At 66.8% G+C, this 19,701-nt stretch carries 17 protein-coding genes and 1 tRNA gene; 7 read left to right on the plus strand and 11 right to left on the minus strand.

What is annotated here, in order from left to right:
* Positions 1-350: 350 nt before the first annotated feature.
* Entirely contained in the window at positions 351-1,775 is a 1,425-nt protein-coding gene (locus tag ACV7NQ_RS11425) for a stealth family protein (protein WP_463365626.1), read from the plus strand.
* Here the strand turns inward: ACV7NQ_RS11425 and ACV7NQ_RS11430 are convergent.
* From ACV7NQ_RS11430 to ACV7NQ_RS11460, 7 genes are all read right to left on the minus strand, one after another.
* Positions 1,723-2,712: a phosphodiesterase gene (locus ACV7NQ_RS11430; protein ID WP_463359609.1), complete on the minus strand. Its 990-nt coding sequence runs from the start codon at positions 2,710-2,712 to the stop codon at positions 1,723-1,725. The genes ACV7NQ_RS11425 and ACV7NQ_RS11430 overlap by 53 nt on opposite strands.
* A 1,017-nt stretch (positions 2,713-3,729) precedes the next feature.
* Positions 3,730-4,077 carry a DoxX family protein gene (locus ACV7NQ_RS11435; protein ID WP_463359610.1) on the minus strand — a complete coding sequence of 116 codons (348 nt, stop codon included), beginning with the start codon at positions 4,075-4,077 and terminating at the stop codon, positions 3,730-3,732.
* Positions 4,078-4,263: 186 nt separating this feature from the next.
* Complete coding sequence (locus ACV7NQ_RS11440) at positions 4,264-4,545, minus strand: NlpC/P60 family protein (protein ID WP_463359611.1); 282 nt, start codon at positions 4,543-4,545, stop codon at positions 4,264-4,266.
* A gap of 923 nt (positions 4,546-5,468) precedes the next feature.
* The gene (locus tag ACV7NQ_RS11445; RefSeq protein WP_463359612.1) at positions 5,469-6,200 is read right to left on the minus strand and encodes a nucleoside triphosphate pyrophosphohydrolase; all 732 of its coding nucleotides are present in this window, start codon (positions 6,198-6,200) and stop codon (positions 5,469-5,471) included.
* Positions 6,197-9,811 (minus strand): transcription-repair coupling factor, encoded by a 3,615-nt coding sequence (gene mfd / locus ACV7NQ_RS11450; protein ID WP_463359613.1) that lies wholly within the window; start codon positions 9,809-9,811, stop codon positions 6,197-6,199. The genes ACV7NQ_RS11445 and mfd overlap by 4 nt, the downstream gene beginning before the upstream one ends.
* A gap of 93 nt (positions 9,812-9,904) precedes the next feature.
* Positions 9,905-10,552: a TetR family transcriptional regulator gene (locus ACV7NQ_RS11455; RefSeq protein ID WP_463359614.1), complete on the minus strand. Its 648-nt coding sequence runs from the start codon at positions 10,550-10,552 to the stop codon at positions 9,905-9,907.
* A 215-nt stretch (positions 10,553-10,767) separates the two neighbouring features.
* Positions 10,768-11,421 (minus strand): TetR/AcrR family transcriptional regulator, encoded by a 654-nt coding sequence (locus tag ACV7NQ_RS11460; protein ID WP_463359615.1) that lies wholly within the window; start codon positions 11,419-11,421, stop codon positions 10,768-10,770.
* A 301-nt stretch (positions 11,422-11,722) separates the two neighbouring features.
* Between ACV7NQ_RS11460 and ACV7NQ_RS11465 the strand changes: the two genes are divergently transcribed.
* The 6 genes from ACV7NQ_RS11465 to ACV7NQ_RS11490 all read left to right on the plus strand — a co-directional run bounded on the left by ACV7NQ_RS11465 (position 11,723) and on the right by ACV7NQ_RS11490 (position 16,384).
* Positions 11,723-11,793 (plus strand) — tRNA-Gln (locus tag ACV7NQ_RS11465).
* Between the two features lie 74 nt (positions 11,794-11,867).
* The gene (gene glmU / locus ACV7NQ_RS11470; RefSeq protein WP_463359616.1) at positions 11,868-13,355 is read left to right on the plus strand and encodes a bifunctional UDP-N-acetylglucosamine diphosphorylase/glucosamine-1-phosphate N-acetyltransferase GlmU; all 1,488 of its coding nucleotides are present in this window, start codon (positions 11,868-11,870) and stop codon (positions 13,353-13,355) included.
* Positions 13,355-14,335: a ribose-phosphate diphosphokinase gene (locus ACV7NQ_RS11475; RefSeq protein WP_463359617.1), complete on the plus strand. Its 981-nt coding sequence runs from the start codon at positions 13,355-13,357 to the stop codon at positions 14,333-14,335. The genes glmU and ACV7NQ_RS11475 overlap by 1 nt, the downstream gene beginning before the upstream one ends.
* 132 nt (positions 14,336-14,467) lie before the next feature.
* The gene (locus ACV7NQ_RS11480) at positions 14,468-14,728 is read left to right on the plus strand and encodes a hypothetical protein (RefSeq protein ID WP_463359618.1); all 261 of its coding nucleotides are present in this window, start codon (positions 14,468-14,470) and stop codon (positions 14,726-14,728) included.
* A gap of 119 nt (positions 14,729-14,847) precedes the next feature.
* Positions 14,848-15,534 (plus strand): hypothetical protein, encoded by a 687-nt coding sequence (locus ACV7NQ_RS11485; protein WP_463359619.1) that lies wholly within the window; start codon positions 14,848-14,850, stop codon positions 15,532-15,534.
* Between the two features lie 217 nt (positions 15,535-15,751).
* Positions 15,752-16,384, plus strand: a complete 633-nt coding sequence (locus ACV7NQ_RS11490) for a DUF2461 domain-containing protein (RefSeq protein ID WP_463359620.1) — start codon at positions 15,752-15,754, stop codon at positions 16,382-16,384.
* Positions 16,385-16,388: 4 nt separating this feature from the next.
* Here the strand turns inward: ACV7NQ_RS11490 and egtD are convergent, their stop codons facing one another.
* From egtD to egtB, 4 genes are read right to left on the minus strand one after another with little or no spacing between them, the layout of a single operon-like run.
* On the minus strand, positions 16,389-17,360 hold the full coding sequence (egtD, locus tag ACV7NQ_RS11495) for an L-histidine N(alpha)-methyltransferase (protein ID WP_463359621.1): 972 nt from the start codon (positions 17,358-17,360) through the stop codon (positions 16,389-16,391).
* Entirely contained in the window at positions 17,357-18,214 is an 858-nt protein-coding gene (egtC, locus tag ACV7NQ_RS11500; RefSeq protein WP_463359622.1) for an ergothioneine biosynthesis protein EgtC, read from the minus strand. Before egtC ends, egtD begins: the two co-directional genes overlap by 4 nt.
* On the minus strand, positions 18,207-18,332 hold the full coding sequence (locus ACV7NQ_RS11505; protein WP_463359623.1) for a hypothetical protein: 126 nt from the start codon (positions 18,330-18,332) through the stop codon (positions 18,207-18,209). Before ACV7NQ_RS11505 ends, egtC begins: the two co-directional genes overlap by 8 nt.
* On the minus strand, positions 18,329-19,672 hold the full coding sequence (gene egtB, locus ACV7NQ_RS11510) for an ergothioneine biosynthesis protein EgtB (RefSeq protein ID WP_463359624.1): 1,344 nt from the start codon (positions 19,670-19,672) through the stop codon (positions 18,329-18,331). Before egtB ends, ACV7NQ_RS11505 begins: the two co-directional genes overlap by 4 nt.
* Positions 19,673-19,701: the final 29 nt, after the last annotated feature.

The following is a 19,701-nucleotide window of genomic DNA, read 5'->3' on the forward strand; positions in this document are numbered from 1 at the left end:
GTCCCGTTCACGCTCGGTCGACACACCGAGCGCACGCCACAGCACTCCCCCGCGACGCGATGGCGTCCCGCTGTAAGTGAGGTGAGAACGAATGGTTTACCGATCGTCTGGATATCGGCCCGTCAATACGTTGCTTCGCTACGGCACCGTCCCCAATTTCTGACTGCGGCCGCGTCGGACGCGGTGTCCCGGTCGACGTAACCACGTCGGCAGGACTCCGCTCGGGTGAGTCGCCCGGCCCGATGCGGCATACCTGAAGTCCCGGCGCGCAGCGGATGTGGACCTATCGATCTGCGGACAGAGATGTGGAGACGGAAATGGTGGATATGGAGTATCAGGGGGCTGTGGAGATGGTGATCCGGCCGACGGCCGGGAATCTGCTGGTGTCGACGGCGCTCATCGACGACCTCGGATATCTGCGGGCGGAACTGGCGGCGGCGGAGGTGCCGTTCCTGCTGGTGCGTGACTGCGGGCATCGGCTCGTACTCGCCGCCGACGCGGCGCACCGAACGATGGTGCAGCGCGTGACGGCGACCGCGATCGCCGCGGGTTTCGCGTGTACGGACGTGCAGCACAACGTATTACGGCTCGGCCGCGACGCCGACCCGGCGCATCACGTGGACCTCGAACTGTGGCAGTACCACGGCGACACCGTCGAATGCCCGCGGCCGAATGCCTTGACGCGCATGGTTTTCGACCTCGCCGATGTCGAGCAGACCGCGGTGCGGCTGTTCGAGCGCAGCTGGCCGACGCTGACGGATATGTTCGCGCCGCAGCCGACCGATGTCAGCTTCGACATCGACATTGTGTACTCCTGGGTGGACGGGTCCGATCCGGAGTTCCGTGCCCGCCGCGCGGGAATGCTCGCGCAGGTCGTGGTCGGCGAGGGTGACGACGCCGACGCGCGGATCCGGCAGATCGACGAGCTGAAATACGCACTGCGGTCGGTATATAAGAACGCGCCGTGGATCCGCCGCATCTTCATCGCCACCGATTCCGCGGTGCCGGAATGGCTGAGCGCACACCCGAAGGTCACGGTGGTGCGGGCGGTCGAGCATTTCAGCGACACCAGCGGACTGCCGACCTTCAATTCGCATGCGGTGGAGTGCCAGTTGCAGCACATCGAGGGGCTCAGCGAGCACTTCCTGTACTCCAACGACGACATGTTCTTCGCCCGCCCGGTGCGTCCGTCGATGTTCTTCACCCCGGCCGGGGTGAGCCGGTTCATCGAGGCCGGCACCAGGATCGGGCCGGGCCGAAACAACGAGCGCCGCAGCGGTTTCGAGAATGCGGCACGGGTGAACCGGGAGCTGCTCGCCACGCAGTTCGGTCATGTCATCACCCGGCATCTCGAGCACACGCCGGTTCCGTTGCGCCGCAGCGTATTATTAGAGATGGAGGCCGAGTTCGCCGACGACTTCGCGCGCACCCGCACCAGCCGATTCCGTTCGGCCACCGACATTTCGGTGACCAATTCGCTGTATCACTACTACGCCCTGCTCTCCGGCCGCGCCGTGCCGCAGGAGTCGGCCCGGATGCGATACGTCGATACCACGAGCCGGACCGGACTCGCGCTGCTCGACGGGCTCGCCGCGCGCCGCGACGTCGACTTCTTCTGCCTCAACGACGGGAGCTTTCCCGAGATCACCGAGGCCGAACGGGTGTGCGCGGTCTCGAAATTCCTGGTCGGCTACTTCCCCGACCGGGCGCCGTGGGAGCGGGTCAGTGCACTGCCTCGTCGTCAGATTCCGGAGTCTGCGCCCGGCGCCGCATAACCCGCGGGATGCGGGCGGCGGGCGGGATCACGATGCCCTCGTCGGCCAGCGTGCGCGCGGCCTCCTCGGGCGTAGACGGCGTGCCGACGGTCGATCCGCGATCGATCGGGACCACCGAGTGGACCACCGTGTCGGGGTAGATGTGCACGTAGTTGAAGGCCTGCGCGCCGTCCCTGCCGCGCAACCCGCCCTCGGCGACGCCGAGATCCTGGCTGTAGCAGGTCGCCGAGGCCACCGACACCGGGATGCCCGCGAAGGTCGCGCTCGTGGAGAAGTGCAGGTGCCCGGCCAGGATGGCGCGAACGTCGCTGCCATCCAGCACGTCAGCGAGCCTGCGCTGATCGCGCAACTCCACGGTGACCGCAAGATCGACCACGCACGGGACCGGCGGGTGATGCATCGCCAAGATGGTGCCGAACGGGGCGGGCTCGGCCAACACCGACCGCAGCCAATCCAGCTGGGCGTCGGTGATCTCGCCGTAGTGGTGGCCGGGCACCGAGGTGTCCAGGGCGATGATGCGCAGGCCGTCGATCATGTGCACCCGGTCCAGTGGCGCGGTCGATCCGCGCTCACCGAGCAACCGGCGGCGCAGCGCGCCTCGATCGTCGTGGTTGCCGGTCACCCAGACGATGGGTGTGTGCAGGCGGCGCGCGAACGGCTCCACCAGCGCGCGCAATTTGTCGTAGGCGGCGGGCTCACCCTTGTCGGTGAGGTCACCGGTGAACACGATCGCGGTCGGCCGGATTTTGCTGGCCGCGGCCTGGTCGAGCAGCTGACGTAGCCGGCGTTCCGCGTCGACAGCGCCATAGAGTTCGCCGTCACCGGCGACCAGATGGGTGTCGCTGAAATGGAACAACACATGATTCGGTCGCGGGTGCTCCGCGACTCTGCTGATGGGCACCGGACCGAGCGTCCTCCCCGGCGGTTTGCCCGCCATTGGCTTTCGGTTTCCAACGCCAGGATAGCGAAGGCGTACCAACGGGATTCCCGACGTACGGTGACGATATGCTTGCGGGGAGGTGTGGGTTCGGTGTCAAGATTTCACCGATTGGGCGTGCTCGACCCCGCCGAAAGCATCGGCGGTGCGCTGACCGGCGAGTGACGCTACGCCGACGACGCCTCTGATTCGTCGTCGAAATCGGGATGTGAGAGTAGTCACCGCCGTGCCGAAGTCGCCCTTGCATCGACTGTCAGAGCAGTTGCGGACCGCGGCGGGACTCGGTTCAGTTCGCCCCCGGGGCATCCGCGGTGCGCAGCGCATCCAGGACCATCGTGGCATCGACGACGAAGGGGGTTCGTTGTTGGATGGTTTCACCTGCGGCGGTGGCGCAAGTAGCGATGGCGGACAGGGTTTCCGGGTCGGCATCGGGCAGGCCGAGGGCGGCGAGTGTGGTGGGGAACCTACTTCGGTGCAGAAGTCGAGGACGGTGGTGATCTCGCTGGACGCTGCGCCTTCCAGGACGAGCTGGGTGAGGACGTCGAACTCGACCTTTCACCGTGCAAGTACGGTCGCATTCCCCGGGCGGCGGTGAGGCCGTCGTGAATCGCGTGGGCGGCGGCGAGACCGGAGGATTCGAAGCCGAGACCGGACAGGAGGGTGTTGGCTTCGACGATGCGCTCCAGTGCGGGGTGACGGTGTGGTTGCGGACGGCGGCCTGAGCCTGGGAGCCCATCGGAAAGCATTGTGCAATAACAGAGTTCGGCCGGGTGCGGGGGCACCACGGGTCGACGCGCCGCCGCGCGTATTGCGAGGTGACGACCAGCACCGGCGCCGGGTTGCGGCGCACCAACTGATACGCCTCGAATTCGCCTGTGTCGGGATAGATCACCGAAAGCGCGCGGCGCCGCGCATCGCTGAAGCAGTGGTGGCGCAGCTGATCATCGGCAGGTCGAGGTCGTCGGCGATGGCGCGGGCGGAGTCGAGCACGTTACCGCCACCGGTGCGCGTCGGTACTCAGGCGGCGGCACCCAGCCCAGCGGCCACGATCACCGGGATCATGTACAGCAGGGGGAACGGGATGTGCGCGTAGGAACGCGCCCGGATGATGGTGACGATGGCCCCGGCGAAGTACAGCACCACACCGATCGTCGCCAACACGCCGATCACCGGCACGAACAGACCGACAATCAGCCCGATCGCACCCGCGGCCTTGGCCACACCCAGCCAGTTCCACCACGACTGCGGAACGCCGTACTCGGCCAAGGGTTCCACCACCCACGAAGCACGGAAGAAGATCGAGCCCGCGGAAAAGCCGACCCAAGCGGCGGCCAGGACAGTGACGACAACGTAAGCGGTAGACATCGGAAAAGCTCCTCATCGAGTTCTGGTGGACGTACACCCAGAAGACGGAGCCCGATCCGAGAGTGTGACAACCGCATGTCGGCCGACAGTTCCAGCGCCACCGACGAGTGGCACCCGGTTGCGGCGAATCCCGGAAAACCGCACGCCGGGGCGCCACTCGTCGGCCAGGATCGCTTGGCCCGGCGATCAGAAGCGACGCGCTCCCGCGACCGGCATCGACGAAACCGGTGCGAGTTCCACACCGCCGCCATAGGTCGAGGCATGGATGATCATGCCATCGCCCGCGTAGCGGCCGGAGTGGCCGTAGGACCACTGCACCAGACCGGAACAATCGAAGGCGTCCGGGCCCGTTCCACCGCTGCTGCACCGCGAGCCGAGCTTGGAGCGCACGGCATCGACGGCGACTTCACCGGTGGTCTTCGCCGCCCCGACTCGTGCCGGTGGTTGAGGTATTGTCGAGGGTGTCACGTAGCGGACGGTCGACTCCCGGAATGCCTGGGGGACTTTGGAACTCGAATCCGAGCAGGGTAGCCAGGCTCGGGAGTTCGATTCCCGGAACGCCGGTGGGAGGCGCGAACTCGAATCTGAGCGGCCCGGCAGGGATCGGACGTACCGCTTCGGGACCGTCCGTGGAAGTCGGCGACTCGAAGTCGGTCAGCCGAGCAGGGATCGGCCGCACGGCCGCGGAAACGCCGGCGGGAGTCGGCAACTCGATTCCGGCAAGACCAGCGGGGATCGGGAGATCATTCGGTACCTCGACCATTCCCATTCCCGGAACCGAAACCGGTTGGGCTGCCGCGGGTGCGGCGGTGCACAACAGATAGACAACTCCTGCGGCGGCTGTGACAGTCCAGCCCGTTGCCGCCTGCCAAGGTTTTCGATGAACAGATGCCATGACGCGGTCCTCCGATTCTCGTATCGGGGCCCAGATGGCCGAAAATGGGACTCATCAAGGCCTCGAAAGGATTTCGAAACACATGCATTGAAAGTCCAGCGGATCCGATATCAAATCATCCAGCAAATTCGGCAAACCAGCCGTACCAACACACCGAATAGAGATAACGAAACAATAACTAGACTCAAGCGATCGCGTTATCGCCCAACAAATCCCACTCATCAGCTATCAGATAAATGCTTACTACCTGCATACTTGCCGCAGATCGCAGAGTCGAAACGACGGGCGAAAATCGGTTCGCCAGACACCGATGATCCGCCACGCCGGCTCTACATCGGCAGCCGTTTCCAGCGCCGAATCCCGCGTCGGAGAGAACCAGATCGGCCACGCGGCCCGGCAGCGCGAGTCACCGGATCAGCGACCAGAAAAGCTCACGAACGGCACATGGACGCGGTGATCGCGAGGAGCCGTACCGCTCACAGAGCGAACGCGCGGGCTATTGCCCAGCGGGCCAATACCTGTACCAGTCGGCGGCGGTCAGCGGCGCGCGCTCGCCACGCTCCGCTTCGGCGGCATCCTCGGCGGCACTGATCGCGGCGGCAAAGGCCAGAGCCGCTTTGCGGAGGCGTTCTTCAGCGCTGTCGGGACCACCGAGATGGACAATGCGTAGTGCGTCCGCGACGAGATCGTCCGGGAGGCCAGCCTTGGCACTGCGCACGCGAATCTTCTCAGCCAGTGCCAGGGCGGGCTGGGCCATGGCGATGCCGTCGAGGCAGGAGCGGCGGGACTTCTCTGTGGATTTGCGTTCCTCCCAGGCTTTTTCCTGGGCAGCGATCTTCTCGGCCACGGTGGCGTCTGGGTCGATGGGCGCATCGACCAGATGCGGGCTGCGGTTGACGAGCTTGGCAACCAGTGCCGCCGCGACGTCGTCGACGGTGAACTCCCCTGCCGCCTCGGCGATTCGGGAATGGAAGAGGACCTGTAACAGCAGGTCGCCGAGCTCTTCCTTGATGGTTTCGGCGTCGTTGTGCTGGATGGCGTCGAGGAGTTCGTAGGTTTCCTCGAGCAGGTAGGGGCGCAACGAGTCGTGGGTCTGAGTGACTTCCCAGCCGCCGAAGTCCCACAGGCGGTCCATCACCTCGACGGCCTCCGCCAATCCCTCAGCCAGCCTGGCGGTGTCGATAACCGCACTGCCGTTGGTCGAATCGACGTGGTCCGACGAGTTCATCGCGCCGCCGAGACCTCGGTGGCGACGGTGAGATCGACTGCGCCCTGGGCCTTCCCGTCCAGCGCGAGGAGCAGGTCGGCGACGAACTGGAGCAGCACCATGTCACGAACCCGCTGAGCGCCAACACTGTCCTCCACCCGAGGCAGTGGCAGCTGGACCACGCCACTGGCTGCCCGGTACCCCGCGCTCGGATACAGGCGCTTGAGGCGCATCTGCTTGGAATCGGGCAGGCTCAGCGGCGAAACCTTCAATGTGGTTCCAGTGACGGCGATTTCGGTGACGCTGTATTCCCGAGCCAGCAGCCGCAGCTTGGCCACCGAGACCAGGCGGCCGACCTCAACGGGGAGCGGGCCGTAGCGATCGACGAGTTCCTCGACCACTTGCGCCAGAGCCGGATCATCCTGGGCCGCAGCGAGTTTGCGGTATGCCTCCAGGCGGAGCCGGTCGCTGGCGATGTAGTCGGGTGGAATGTGCGCGTCGACGGGGAGGTCGATGCGGACCTCCTTGATCTCCTCGGTGGTGATCGGCTTGCCGTCCGCGGCGGCACGGTATGCCTCGACCGCTTCACCGACCAGGCGCACATACAAATCGAACCCGACGCCCGCCACGTGGCCAGACTGCTCCGCGCCGAGCACGTTTCCGGCGCCACGGATTTCGAGGTCTTTCATGGCCACCGCCATGCCCGCGCCGAGGTCGGAGTTCTGTGCGATGGTGGCGAGCCGGTCGTAGGCGGTCTCGGTGAGCGGCTTCTCCAGCGGGTACAGGAAGTAGGCGTAGCCGCGTTCCCGGCTGCGGCCGACCCGTCCGCGCAGTTGGTGCAGCTGCGAAAGGCCGAGGGCGTCCGCGCGTTCCACAATCAACGTGTTGGCGTTGGAAATGTCGAGGCCGGTCTCGATGATCGTGGTGCAGACCAACACGTCGAATTCGCGCTCCCAGAAGCCCTGCACGGTGCTCTCCAGCGCGTCTTCGTTCATCTGGCCGTGCGCGATCGCCACCCGCGCCTCCGGGACCAGATCGCGAATCCGCTTGGCGGCCTTGTCGATCGACGACACCCGGTTGTGCACGTAGAAGATTTGGCCGTCGCGCAGCAGCTCGCGCCGGATCGCGGCGGTGACCTGCTTGTCGTTGTAGGCGCCCACGTAGGTGAGCACCGGGTGACGCTCCTCCGGCGGGGTGAGGATGGTCGACATCTCACGGATGCCCGCCAGGCTCATCTCCAGCGTGCGCGGAATCGGGGTGGCGGACATGGTCAGCACGTCGACGTGGGTGCGCAGCGCCTTGATGTGTTCCTTGTGCTCGACGCCGAAACGCTGCTCCTCGTCGACCACCACCAAGCCGAGATCCTTCCAGCGCACGCCGGTTTGCAGCAAACGGTGCGTGCCGACCACGATGTCGACGCCGCCGTCCACCAGGCCGTCGAGCACCGCGCGGGACTCGGCCGGGTCGGTGAAGCGCGACAGACCCTTCACGGTGACCGGGAATCCGGCGACGCGTTCGGCGAAGGTCTGCAGATGTTGTTGCGCGAGAAGCGTTGTCGGCACCAGGACCGCGACCTGCTTACCGTCCTGCACCGCCTTGAACGCGGCGCGCACGGCGATCTCGGTCTTGCCGTAACCGACGTCGCCACACACCACCCGATCCATCGGGACCGGCTTCTCCATATCGGACTTCACATCGGAGATGGCGGTCATCTGATCGACCGTCTCGGTGAACGCGAACGCGTCCTCCATCTCCTTCTGCCACGGGGAGTCGGGCGCGAACGCATGCCCCGGCGCCGCCTGCCGCGCCGCGTACAGCTGCACCAGCTCGCCCGCGATCTCGCGAACGGCCTTGCGCGCCTTGCGTTTGGTATTCGCCCAGTCGGACCCGCCGAGCTTGGACAGGCTCGGCATCTCGCCGCCGACGTAGCGCGACAGCTGGTCGAGGGATTCCATCGGCACGAACAGCCGGTCGCCCGGCTGCCCACGTTTGCCCGGCGCGTATTCGATGACCAGGTACTCCCGGCGCGCCCCGCCGACGGTGCGCTCGATCATTTCCACGAACCGGCCGATGCCGTGCTGGTCGTGCACCACCATGTCGCCCGCGTTCAAGGCCAGCGGGTCGACCTGATTGCGCCGCTTGGCGGGCAGCCGCTTGCCCTCGCCGGGCGCGGTGACCCGGTTGCCGGTGAGATCGGATTCGGCCACCGCGACGAGTCCTGCGTCGTCGAACACCAACCCGTCGTGCAGCGAACCGCAGAGCACTCCGACCACGCCCGCGGTCGGCTCCGCACCGGATTCCAATGCCGCGGCGGGCACGTCGGCGTCGGCGAGCCGCTCCAGAATGCGCTGCGCCGTGCCGTGACCGGCGACGACCACCACCGCGAGGCCACCGGTCGCCACGTGCGCACGCAGCGACGCGAAGATCGTCGCGACCAGCTCGTCCGAGCCGCGGGCCGCGGGTCCGGCCAGCACCGGAAGCACCACCTCGGCAGGATCGCCGGAGGTCAGCGGGCTCAGACTCCACCAGGGCAGGCCGTGCTCGTTGGCGCTGTCGTGGATCTCCGGCAGCGCGCGGTAGCCCGACGCCGCGAGATCGATCCCGTGCGCACCGAGCGGCGCGTCGCCGCCGAATGAGGCCGCGGTCCAGGATGCCTCCAGGAATTCCTCGCCGGTGCGCACCAGATCGGCCGCCCGGGTGCGGATCTTCTCCGGATCGCACAGCAGCAGATGGGTTCCATCGGGCAGCACCTCGGTGAGCAGCCGCAATCGGCCGGGCTCCAGCACCGGAAGCAGCGCCTCCATACCGTCCACTGGAATGCCCTGGGCCAGCTTCTCCAGCATCTCGACCAGCGCGGCATCGGCGGCGTTGTCGACGGCGACCTCGGCGGCGCGATCGCGCACGGCCTCGGTCAGCAGCAGTTCGCGACACGGCGGCGCGACGACCACGTCCACCGCGACGTCCAGCAGCGAGCGTTGGTCGGCGACCGCGAACGGCCGCAGCTCGGCCACCTCGTCGCCCCAGAACTCCACCCGCACCGGATGATCGGCGGTGGGCGGGAAGAGGTCGAGAATGCCGCCACGCACCGCGAACTCGCCGCGCTTGCCGACCATATCGACACGGGTGTACGCGAATTCGACCAGGCGCGTGAGCAATCCGTCGAAATCGAGTTCGGCGCCCACACGCAGCACGACCGGCTCGATATCGCCGAGCCCGGCCGCCATCGGCTGCATCAGCGAGCGCACGGTGGTCACCACGACCCGCAGCGGCTCCGGGAAGGTCGGGTCTTCCGGATGCGCCAGCCGTCGCAGCACCGAGAGCCTGCGCCCGACGGTGTCCGCGCCCGGCGACAACCGCTCATGCGGCAGCGTCTCCCAGGACGGGAACTGCGCGACGGCCGCGCCGAGCATCTCCTCGAGCTCGACGGTCAGATCGTCGGCCTCCCGCCCGGTCGCGGTCACCACCACCAGCGGCTTGCGCCCGGCGATCGTCGCCGCCACGAACGGCCGCACCGCGGACGGCGCGACCAGCTCGACCGGCGATTTCCCGACCAGGTCGGCGACGGTCCGCAGCGCGGCGTCGGCACCGGCCACCGCGGCCAGTCCCGCCAATGGTGGACGATCGGTGGACATGCGGACTCCTGAGCTCAGGCGGGCTTTTCAAACGGCCAACCGAGTCTAATCATCACCACCGACAGACCGAACCGCCACCACCGAGGACAGGAACTACGGCACGTAGCGGCGCAACCGACGCGCGGCGAACTCGCGGAAGTACGACAGCTTCTCCTGCGGCACGATCGAGGGCAGCAGGAAGAACCACATGCGCTCCATGCGCGAGGCCATCTGATCGATCGAATCGGTGCCGACCGCGATGATGTGCACACCCGCGGTCAGCTCCTGCAGCAGCACCCCGATCACCTCGGGATCGAGCTCCGGCTCCAGATCGCCTTGGGCGACGGCACGTTCAGAGAGCACGCGGTAGGTGTCGCCCCAGGTCTTGGCGATGTTGTCACCCTGGGCGCCGCGGTAGTCGCCGATCTGGTGGTTCAACTTGAGCATCGCGCCGACCATCGGATCGTTCATCGACAGATCCGCCACCACATAGGTGATCCCGATGCATGCCTCCAGCGCGGGCACTCGGGGATCGAAGAAACCCTGGCACGAGCTGACCAGCCGCTCGTTGCCCTGATCGACGACGGCACGCGCGAGTTCTTCCTTCGAGCCGAAGTGAAAGTACAAGGCGCCCTTGGTCACGTTCGACTGCGCGATGATCTCGCTCAGGCTCGCGTTCGCATATCCCAAGCGCAGAAAGACATCGGCAGCGCCCGCAAGGACGGAATCGCGGGTAATCTCCGCACGCGCTTGCCTAGCCATCAGATCCGCCTGTCATCCCTAAAACCAGCCATCCTGAAGTAGACCGACATCACGAACAAGACCGACTTACCGTCCGAACAGCACCAAGAGGATGGGTGAACCGTACCACCAGGTGGGCGCCCGCCAGTCAATTCGAGCATTCGATCGGACCTCCGTCGCAATTTGCTGGTTACCAACCGGTGCCACGCCCAACGACACTCGGTTCTCCGAGCCGGTCAGGCACCCGTGTTGGTGCGCCATTCCGAACTCAGTTGCGGATCGGCCTCGAGGTTACTGAGTCCATTCCAGCAGAGGTTCACCAGATGTGCTGCGACAACCTCTTTCGAGGGTTGGCGTTCATCCAGCCACCAGGTCGCCGCGGTGGACACCATCCCGACCAATGCCTGCGCGTACATCGGCGCGAGGCTCGTATCGAAGTCCCTGCGCTCGAAATCCCCCGCGAGGATGTGGGATACCTGATTGACCGCCTCGTTCAGCAGGCTGGAGAAGCGTCCGTCGGCGGTGGCCGCCGGCTGATCGCGCACCAGGATTCGGAAGCCGTCGGTCCGCTCCTCGATGTAGGTCAACAGCGCGAGCGCGACCTGCTCGAGCCGGATCCGCGATCGGTTCTGGGTGAGCGAGGAGGTGATCATGTCGAGCAGCATCGACATCTCCCGGTCCACCACGACCGCGTAGAGCCCTTCCTTGCCGCCGAAGTGTTCGTACACCACGGGTTTGGAGACCTGGGCTCGCTGCGCGATCTCCTCGATCGATGTCGCGTCGTAGCCTCGTTCGGCGAACAGCGCGCGACCGATCTCGATCAACTGTTGCCGCCGCTGCGTGCCCGTCATCCGAGGCCGGGGCACCTTGTGCGGCTCACCCGAAGACATCGCTGCTCCTCCGCCTCCCTCGCGCACGACCATGTGTATCAACTGTTCCAGACAGCTCGCTCACGTTCCCCGTCGCCCCCGTTTCGTCAACTCAACAGCCGATGAACATGGGTAACTCCTGGGGCGAGCTAGCTCGTCGCGCCCCTCCCCGCCGGCCGCCAACGTCCCTCGCGCCGCGACCGAGTCCGGCCCGAATACGCGCCAGAGACGGGGCAGCATTCGCGGGGAGGCGGACTAGTGTGCAAGGATCTTTCCCGTGCCTAGGCGCAGCGGCGGGTTTACCGATCCGCCGGTGTGATAATCCGCCGTAGTGTAATGGCAGCACCTCTGATTTTGGTTCAGATAGTTCAGGTTCGAGTCCTGGCGGCGGAGCTTACCGGCACGATGGCCTATCCTTGGCCCCGCACGCGATGGCCAGCACGATGACAGGCAGCCGAGGGAGATCCATGCCACAGCAGACCGCCGTCGTCGTTCTCGCAGCCGGTGCCGGGACACGGATGCGGTCGAAGACCCCCAAAGTCCTGCATTTGCTGGCCGGTCGAAGCATGCTCGCGCACGCGCTGCATGCGGCTGACGAGATCGAGCCCGCGTTCCTCATAGCCGTGGTTGGACACGACCGCGAACAAGTAGGCGCCGCGGTCGGCGCCGTCGCCACCGATCTGGGCCGCGAGATCGTCTCGGCCATTCAGGAAGAACAGCTCGGCACCGGGCACGCGGTGCAATGCGCACTGCAGGCGGTGCCCGCCGATTTCACCGGTGACCTGCTCGTTACCTCCGCCGATGTGCCGCTGCTGGACGGGCACACGCTGTCCGCGCTGCTCGACGAGCACCGCAGCTACGCCGAACGCTCCGCGGTTACCGTCCTCACCTTCGTGCCGGACGACCCGAACGGCTACGGCCGTATCGTGCGCAATGCCGACGGTCAGGTCATCGAGATCGTCGAACATGCCGACGCCACACCGGAACAGACCGCGATCACCGAGGTCAACTCGGGTGTGTACGCGTTCGACGCCGCGGTGCTGCGGACCATGATCGGCCGACTGTCCACCGCCAACGCGCAGCACGAGCTGTACCTCACCGACGTGCTGCGCCTCGCGCGCGAGGCGGGCCACCCGGTGCACGGCGCCCGGCTCGTCGACGCGGCCAAGGTCACCGGCGTCAACGATCGGGTGCAGCTGTCGGATGCGGCGCGCACGCTCAACCGGTACATTTTGGAACGGCATATGCGGGCCGGCGTCACCATCATGGATCCCGCGACCACGTGGGTGGATGCCGGCGTGAAGATCGCCAGGGACGCGGTGATCCGTCCTGGTGTGCAGCTGCTCGGCGTCACCGATATCGGCGAGGACGCCGAGATCGGGCCAGACACCACGCTCACCGATGTGGTCGTCGGCGACGGCGCTCGTGTCGTGCGCACCCACGGTGACCAGGCCATGATCGGTCCCGGTGCGCGTATCGGCCCGTTCAGTTACCTGCGGCCGGGCACCGTGGTCGGCGATTCCGGCAAGCTCGGCGCGTTCGTCGAAACCAAGAACGCGACAATCGGCGCGCATTCGAAAGTGCCGCACCTCACCTATGTCGGCGATGCCACCATCGGTGAGCACAGCAACATCGGTGCGTCGAGCGTTTTCGTGAACTACGACGGAGTGACAAAGCACCACACCACGGTCGGCTCGCATGTCCGAACCGGAAGCGACACCCTGTTCGTCGCGCCGGTCACGGTGGGTGACGGCGCCTATACGGCTGCGGGTACTGTACTGCGCAGAAGCGTTCCACCGGGGGCACTCGCGGTGTCCGGTGGGCCACAGCGCAATATCGAAAACTGGGTCCAGCGGTACCGTCCCGGAACTGCTGCGGCGCACGCGGCGGCGGAAGCCATCGCGGCCAACGAGATGTCGAGTCAGGCAATCGAGCAAAAGGATGGCAAAGAGTAGTGACCGCGTCATGGACCGACAACCAGAAGAACCTGATGCTCTTCTCGGGGCGCGCTCATCCTGAGCTGGCCGAGCAGGTCGCCAAGGAGCTCGATGTCCACGTCACGCCGCAGACCGCGCGCGACTTCGCCAACGGGGAGATCTTCGTTCGGTTCGAGGAGTCGGTGCGTGGGTCCGATGCCTTCGTGCTGCAGAGCTTCCCGGCGCCGCTGAACCAGTGGCTGATGGAACAGCTCATCATGATCGACGCGCTCAAGCGCGGTTCGGCCAAGCGGATCACCGCGGTGCTGCCGTTCTACCCGTACGCCCGTCAGGACAAGAAGCACCGCGGCCGTGAGCCCATCTCCGCGCGCCTGGTCGCCGACCTGCTGAAGACAGCGGGCGCGGACCGCATCATCACCGTCGACCTGCACACCGATCAGATCCAGGGCTTCTTCGACGGCCCGGTCGATCACATGCACGCCCAGCTGCAGCTGGCCGAGTACGTGCGCAACAACTACAGCCTCGAGCACATCACCGTGGTCTCCCCCGACTCCGGTCGCGTGCGCGTCGCGGAGAAGTGGGCCGACTCGCTCGGCGGCTCGCCGCTGGCGTTCATCCACAAGACCCGCGACCCGCTGGTGCCCAACCAGATCAAGGCCAACCGCGTGGTCGGTGACGTCGAGGGCCGCACCTGCATCCTGATCGACGACATGATCGACACCGGTGGCACCATCGCCGGCGCGGTCAAGGTGCTCGAGGAGGCGGGCGCCGGTGACGTGGTCATCGCCGCCACCCACGGCGTGCTGAGCCACCCCGCCGCCGAGCGCCTCGCGGCCTGTGGCGCCAAGGAAGTCGTGGTCACCAACACGCTGCCGATCAGCGAGGACAAGAAGTTCCCGCAGCTGACCGTGCTGTCCATCGCGCCACTGCTGGCCCGCACCATCCGCGAGGTCTTCGAAAACGGCTCGGTCACCGGCCTTTTCAACGGCAATGCTTGATTCGCAAGCCGGATAGACGCAACGGCCCGGGCGGATAGCCCGGGCCGTTGCGCGTAGCGGGGCAGGTGGCCCCTGGCCAATCCTTTGTGTCAAGTCCCGTTTGCCATCGGGGTGCCGGGGGATACTGGACGTATGGATCGTGAACCGTTGGACATGGACATGGGGGATGACGACCAGGCGGACGAGATCCGCGAGTACGAGCGCAATGTCGAGAATCCGCCCGATGACCTGCGGATTCGCAATCACGAGAACGATGATGACGGCAGGCTCGGCATCGGTGAGGAGCTCCAGCAGGAGTGGACTCTGCGCGGTCGGTCCGCCGAGGACGCCGAGGAGGACGAGCGGCCCGCCGAGGCGGCGGCCATGGAGATCGTCGACGACTCCGACCTCTAACGTCTGCGTCGACCGAGCAGGCGAGGCCCGACGCGCCCGGGATTCCGGCGTAATCGTGATAGGGCCGGCTCCACCGTGGTACCCCGCAGACGGCGACCGGACGACACGAGGAGGGTGCTATGACCGCGCCGCAGAATCCCGAGCACGGCGACAAGTCTCCCCAGGCACAACCGACGGCCAACGCACCACAACCGCCCGACAGCGAGGCCGCCGCGCCGCAACCCGGCGCCGCGCCCCAACCCACCGGCGATGCGCCACAGCCGGCGGACGAATCCCGCACCAAAGAGCCTGAGCCGCTGCGGCCTTCGGGTACCGAGTGGGCCACACCCGCCTCCAGCGAGCCGTGGCACTCCACCGCGGCCGAACCCGACGCACCACTGCCGGGGGCCCAACCACAACCGCGGCCGTTCGGTTCGGGGACACCCCCGCCGGACCAGGCAGCTCAGCCCCGGAGTGCGGGAGGGTCCCATTCGCCGGGCGCCCCAGCGCAAGCTCCGTCGTGGGATGCCGGGGCGACCTCGCAACCCGCCGGTGGGCAGTGGTCCGGGTCGGAGGGCGGCCCCGGACTCCCTCCGCGATCGGGACCGCAGAAGCTGTCGATCATCGCCTTCGTCTGCGCGGCGATCAGCCTGCTGTTCTGCCCGATCCTGTTCGGCCCCGCGGGCATCATCTTGGGTGTCATCGGCCACAACAAGGGCGAATCCCTCGGCAAATGGGCTGCCATCGTGTCCGGGATCGCGCTGGTCGTCGGCCTGGTGCTGAGCTTCGTTGTCTTCAGCGGCGACATGATCCCCGAACAGGACTGATCGGGCAGCCACCGACCGGGTCTCGCGGGCGACGAGCCGAGAACGTACGTTTTTCGCATGAGCGAGCGCAGCGAGCGAACAATAGACACAGCCGAGCGGTCGCTCGTGACGGCGCCGAGCGTTAGCGAGGTGTCGGCATGAGCGAGCGCAGCGAGCGAACAATAGACACAGCCGAGCGGTCGCTCGTGACGGCGCCGAGCGTTAGCGAGGTGTCGGCATGAGCGAGTTCGGTGGGTTCCCCTTGGCGGGGCTGGATTTCTACGAGGACCTCGAGGCCGATAACTCGAAGACCTTCTGGAACGCGCACAAGCACGTCTACGACGAGGCGGTGCGTGCGCCGATGGTCGCGCTGGCCGCGCAGCTGGAGCCCGAGTTCGGCGCCGCGAAGATCTTCCGTCCATACCGCGACGTCCGCTTCGCCAAGGACAAGTCGCCGTACAAGACGACCCAGGGCGCGGTGGTCAGCACCGCGCCCGGCGTCGGCTGGTACATGCAGATCGGCGCGGCCGGGCTGTACATCGGCGGCGGCTTCTATTCGGGCTCTCCCACCCAGGTCGCCCAGCTGCGCGCCACCATCGACGACGAGGTGCGCGGCGCGGAACTCGAGGCGATCCTCGCGAAGCTCACCGCCGCCGGGTACGGGATCGGCGGCGACAAACTGAAGACCAAGCCGAAAGGCTACGAGGCCGACCATCCCCGCATCGACCTGCTCCGCCACAAATCACTCACCTGCGGCAAGGAGTTCGGCGCACCCACCTGGCTGGACAAGCCACGCGCCGCCAGGGAGATCCGCACCGCCTGGGAGACGATGCGGCCCTTGATCGAATGGCTTGCGGCCGTGGTGGGTTGACGCGCTAGTTTCGCACAGCCAGGACGAGGGCGAAGCGGTCGTCCTGGTCCGTCCACACCTGTGCGGTGCGCAAGCCCGCGGCGGCCAGTTCGGCGTTCAGACCCTCGACACGGAACTTGGCCGAGATCTCGGTGCGCATCTGCTCGCCTGCGGCGAACTGAATGGTGAGGTCCAGATCCCGGATGGTGACTGTCATGGCTTCGGTTGCCTCCAGGCGCATTTCGATCCACTCGTGCTCGGCATCCCAGTGCGCGACGTGCGCGAACCTGTCGGGTTCGAAGTCGGCGTCGAGACGGTTGTTCAGAACGTGCAATACATTTCGGTTGAATTCGGCGGTGACGCCTGCAGCGTCGTCATAGGCGGGGACCAGGACGGCGGGATCGATGACCAGGCCCGCGCCGAGCATGAGTTGTTCGCCCGGTTCCAGCACGTCGTGGATGCTGGTGAGGAATTCGGCACGTTCGGCGGGAGCCAGGTTCCCGATGGTGCCACCGAGGAAGGCGATCATGCGGCGGCCGCCGCCGGGCAGGTTGTGCAAGGTGTCGGTGAAATCGCTGACGACACCGTGCACGGCGAGGCCGGGGAACTCCACGGCGATCTCGTCGGCCGCGGCACGCAGCGCCGACGACGAGACATCCTGCGGGACATAGGTCTTCAGCGGTCCCTCGGTGGTTAGCGCGGTGAGCAGCAGCCGGGTCTTGGCGGCCGAACCTGCGCCCAGCTCGACCAGGACCTCGGCCTGGGCGGTGCGCGCGATTTCGCCGACCACCCGGTCCAGCAGGGCGCGTTCGGTGCGCGTTGGATAGTACTCCGGGAGTTCGGTGATCTGCTCGAACAGTTCGCTGCCGCGGGCGTCGTAGAACCACTTGGGTGGCAACCACTTCGGGTCCGCGGTGAGGCCGAGCCTGGCGTCCGCCCGCAACGCCGAGGTGAGGTCGTCGTCGGATAGGTGGATCTCCAGCGTCGGTGCGGTCATAGCGGGGTGCCTTTCGGTATCACGTCGTACTCGAGTGACGCGGGTGCGGAGGGAAGGGGGTCCACCGACAGCGCACCTGGTCGTGCGGAGACCAGGCTTCGATCGGGGATCGGCTGCCAACGGGGGTCGTCGTCGAAGGGTTCGGAGGCGAGAATGGCGAAATCGTCGGTGACCAGCGCCGACAGCGAATGATGCCAGGTGGTCGCCCACAATTGGGCGCCGTCGCCGAGTAGGAAATTGAGTCGAGATTCCGGGGCGTGCGCGAGCACGGCGGACACCAGCAGGCGCAGCGCCGCGGGCGCGGCGCCCCATTCGCCATCGGGTGCGCCGGTCGCGAGCAGGCCGCGCAGGATGACCCAGAGCGCCGCCGAGTCGGTGGCCGATTCGGTCTCGAGCAGTCGAGTCGGTTCGAACAGACCGGCACCGAGTTCAGCTGCGGTGCTGTCGAATTCGGCGGCGACGGCGGACAGGGTGCGTCGCCAGTCCGAAACCATGCCGTTGTGGCTGAACGCCCAGCGGCCGTGCGTGAACGGCGCACACGCGGCCCGCTCCACCGGCATGCCGACGGTGGCCGACCGCACCGCGGCGAGCACTGCCCACGATTCCAGTTGCGGCAGTATCTCTTCCACGGCCGGGTCGGTCCAGACCGGCGCGGCATTGCGGTAGCGGCTGACGGTGACCGAGTCGTCCTCGCCGTCCCGCCACCAGGCGACGCCGAACCCGTCGGCATTGATGGTGCCGCCGCCGCGCATGTCCTTCGGCGCCCACGCCTGGGTGCGTAGGGAATGGCTACCCAGCGTGAGCATGTCACCCACGCGAACTTGTGGTCCGAGGTAGCCGAGATGCCTACACATCGGCGGCTCCGTTGTCGCCCTTGCGGAAATCGTTGCCCAGCAGTAGATCCCGACTGTCGCCGAGACGGCGGGATCGCTCTCGCCTCGTTCCGCGGGCCCCAGTCGCTGCGATGCTCATCGGCCCTCACCACGCCCGAGGTCACGGGCCAAGCGGAAGCCCGAGAAGATCTGGCGTCGAATCGGGTGGTCCCAGTTGCGGAATGTGCTGCGGCAGGCCACCGGATCCGTGCCGAACGAGCCGCCGCGCAGCACTCGGTAGTCGCCGCCGAAGAACACATCGGAGTACTCCGCGTACGGGAAGGCGCGGAAGCCCGGGTACGGGTCGAAACCCGAAGCGGTCCACTCCCATACGTCGCCGATCAGCTGGTGTACACCGGCCGGGGAGGCACCCGCCGGGTAAGCCCCGACATCGGCGGGTTCCAGATGCCGCTGTCCGAGATTGGCGGTGGTGGAATCGGGTTCGGCGTTGCCCCATGGGTAGCGGCGCGACGCACCCGTGGCCGGGTCGAACCGGGCTGCCTTCTCCCATTCGGCCTCGGTGGGTAGTCGCTTGCCCGCCCAGTTCGCGTAGGCCTCGGCCTCGAACCAGCAGACGTGCAGCACCGGCTGCCGCGCACGCAGCGGTGTCATGACGCCGAAAACCCTGCGCCACCACTGCCCGGCCGGATCGCGCTGCCAGAACTGCGGCGCGACCAGACCCGCCTCCTGCCGATGCGACCAGCCTGGTTCGGACCACAGCTCGGGCCGGTCGTAGCCGCCGTCTGCGATGAAGGACAGGTACTGCTCATTGGTCACCGGCGCGGCGTCGATAGCGAAGGCGGGCACATGAACTCGATGCGCCGGACGCTCGTTGTCCAGCGCCCAGGGTTCGGTCGAAGTGCCCATGGTGAACTCGCCCGCGGGAATGACCACTTCGCCACCGACCGGGGCGGTCACCATCGGCGCGGAGGGCGCGGAAAGCACCGCGGCGCCGGTGCGCAGCTGATGGGTGGCCAGCATCGTCTCGTCGTGCTGCTGCTCGTGCTGGGCGATCATGCCGAAGGCGAAGCCGCCGTCGACGAGCGTGCGGCCGCGTAATGCACTGCGGTCCAGCACATCCCACACCCTGTCGCGCACGGTGCCGACGTAACCGCGGGCCTGGGTGGGATCGAGCAGCGGCAACTCGGGGCGGTTGGCGCGCGTGTGCTTGAACGCGTCGTACAGCTCATCGATATCGGCACGCACCGGCTCGCGGCCGCCGACATCACGCACCAGCCACAGCTCCTCCTGATTGCCGATGTGCGCGAGGTCCCATACCAGCGGACTCATCAGCCGGGAATGCTGGGCGATCAGCTCGGCTTCGTCGATGCTGTCGGTGAGGGCGAGGGTGCGATCCCTTGCGCGAGTGAGGACTTGGGCGATCCGCTCCCGAATCCGTTCGGTATCGGAGTTGTCGGTGGCGGGGTGATGAATGGTCACGAGGCTGCTCTCCGGAACTCGTTCTGGTC

This window comes from Nocardia sp. Tas62D01, from assembly GCF_055232035.1.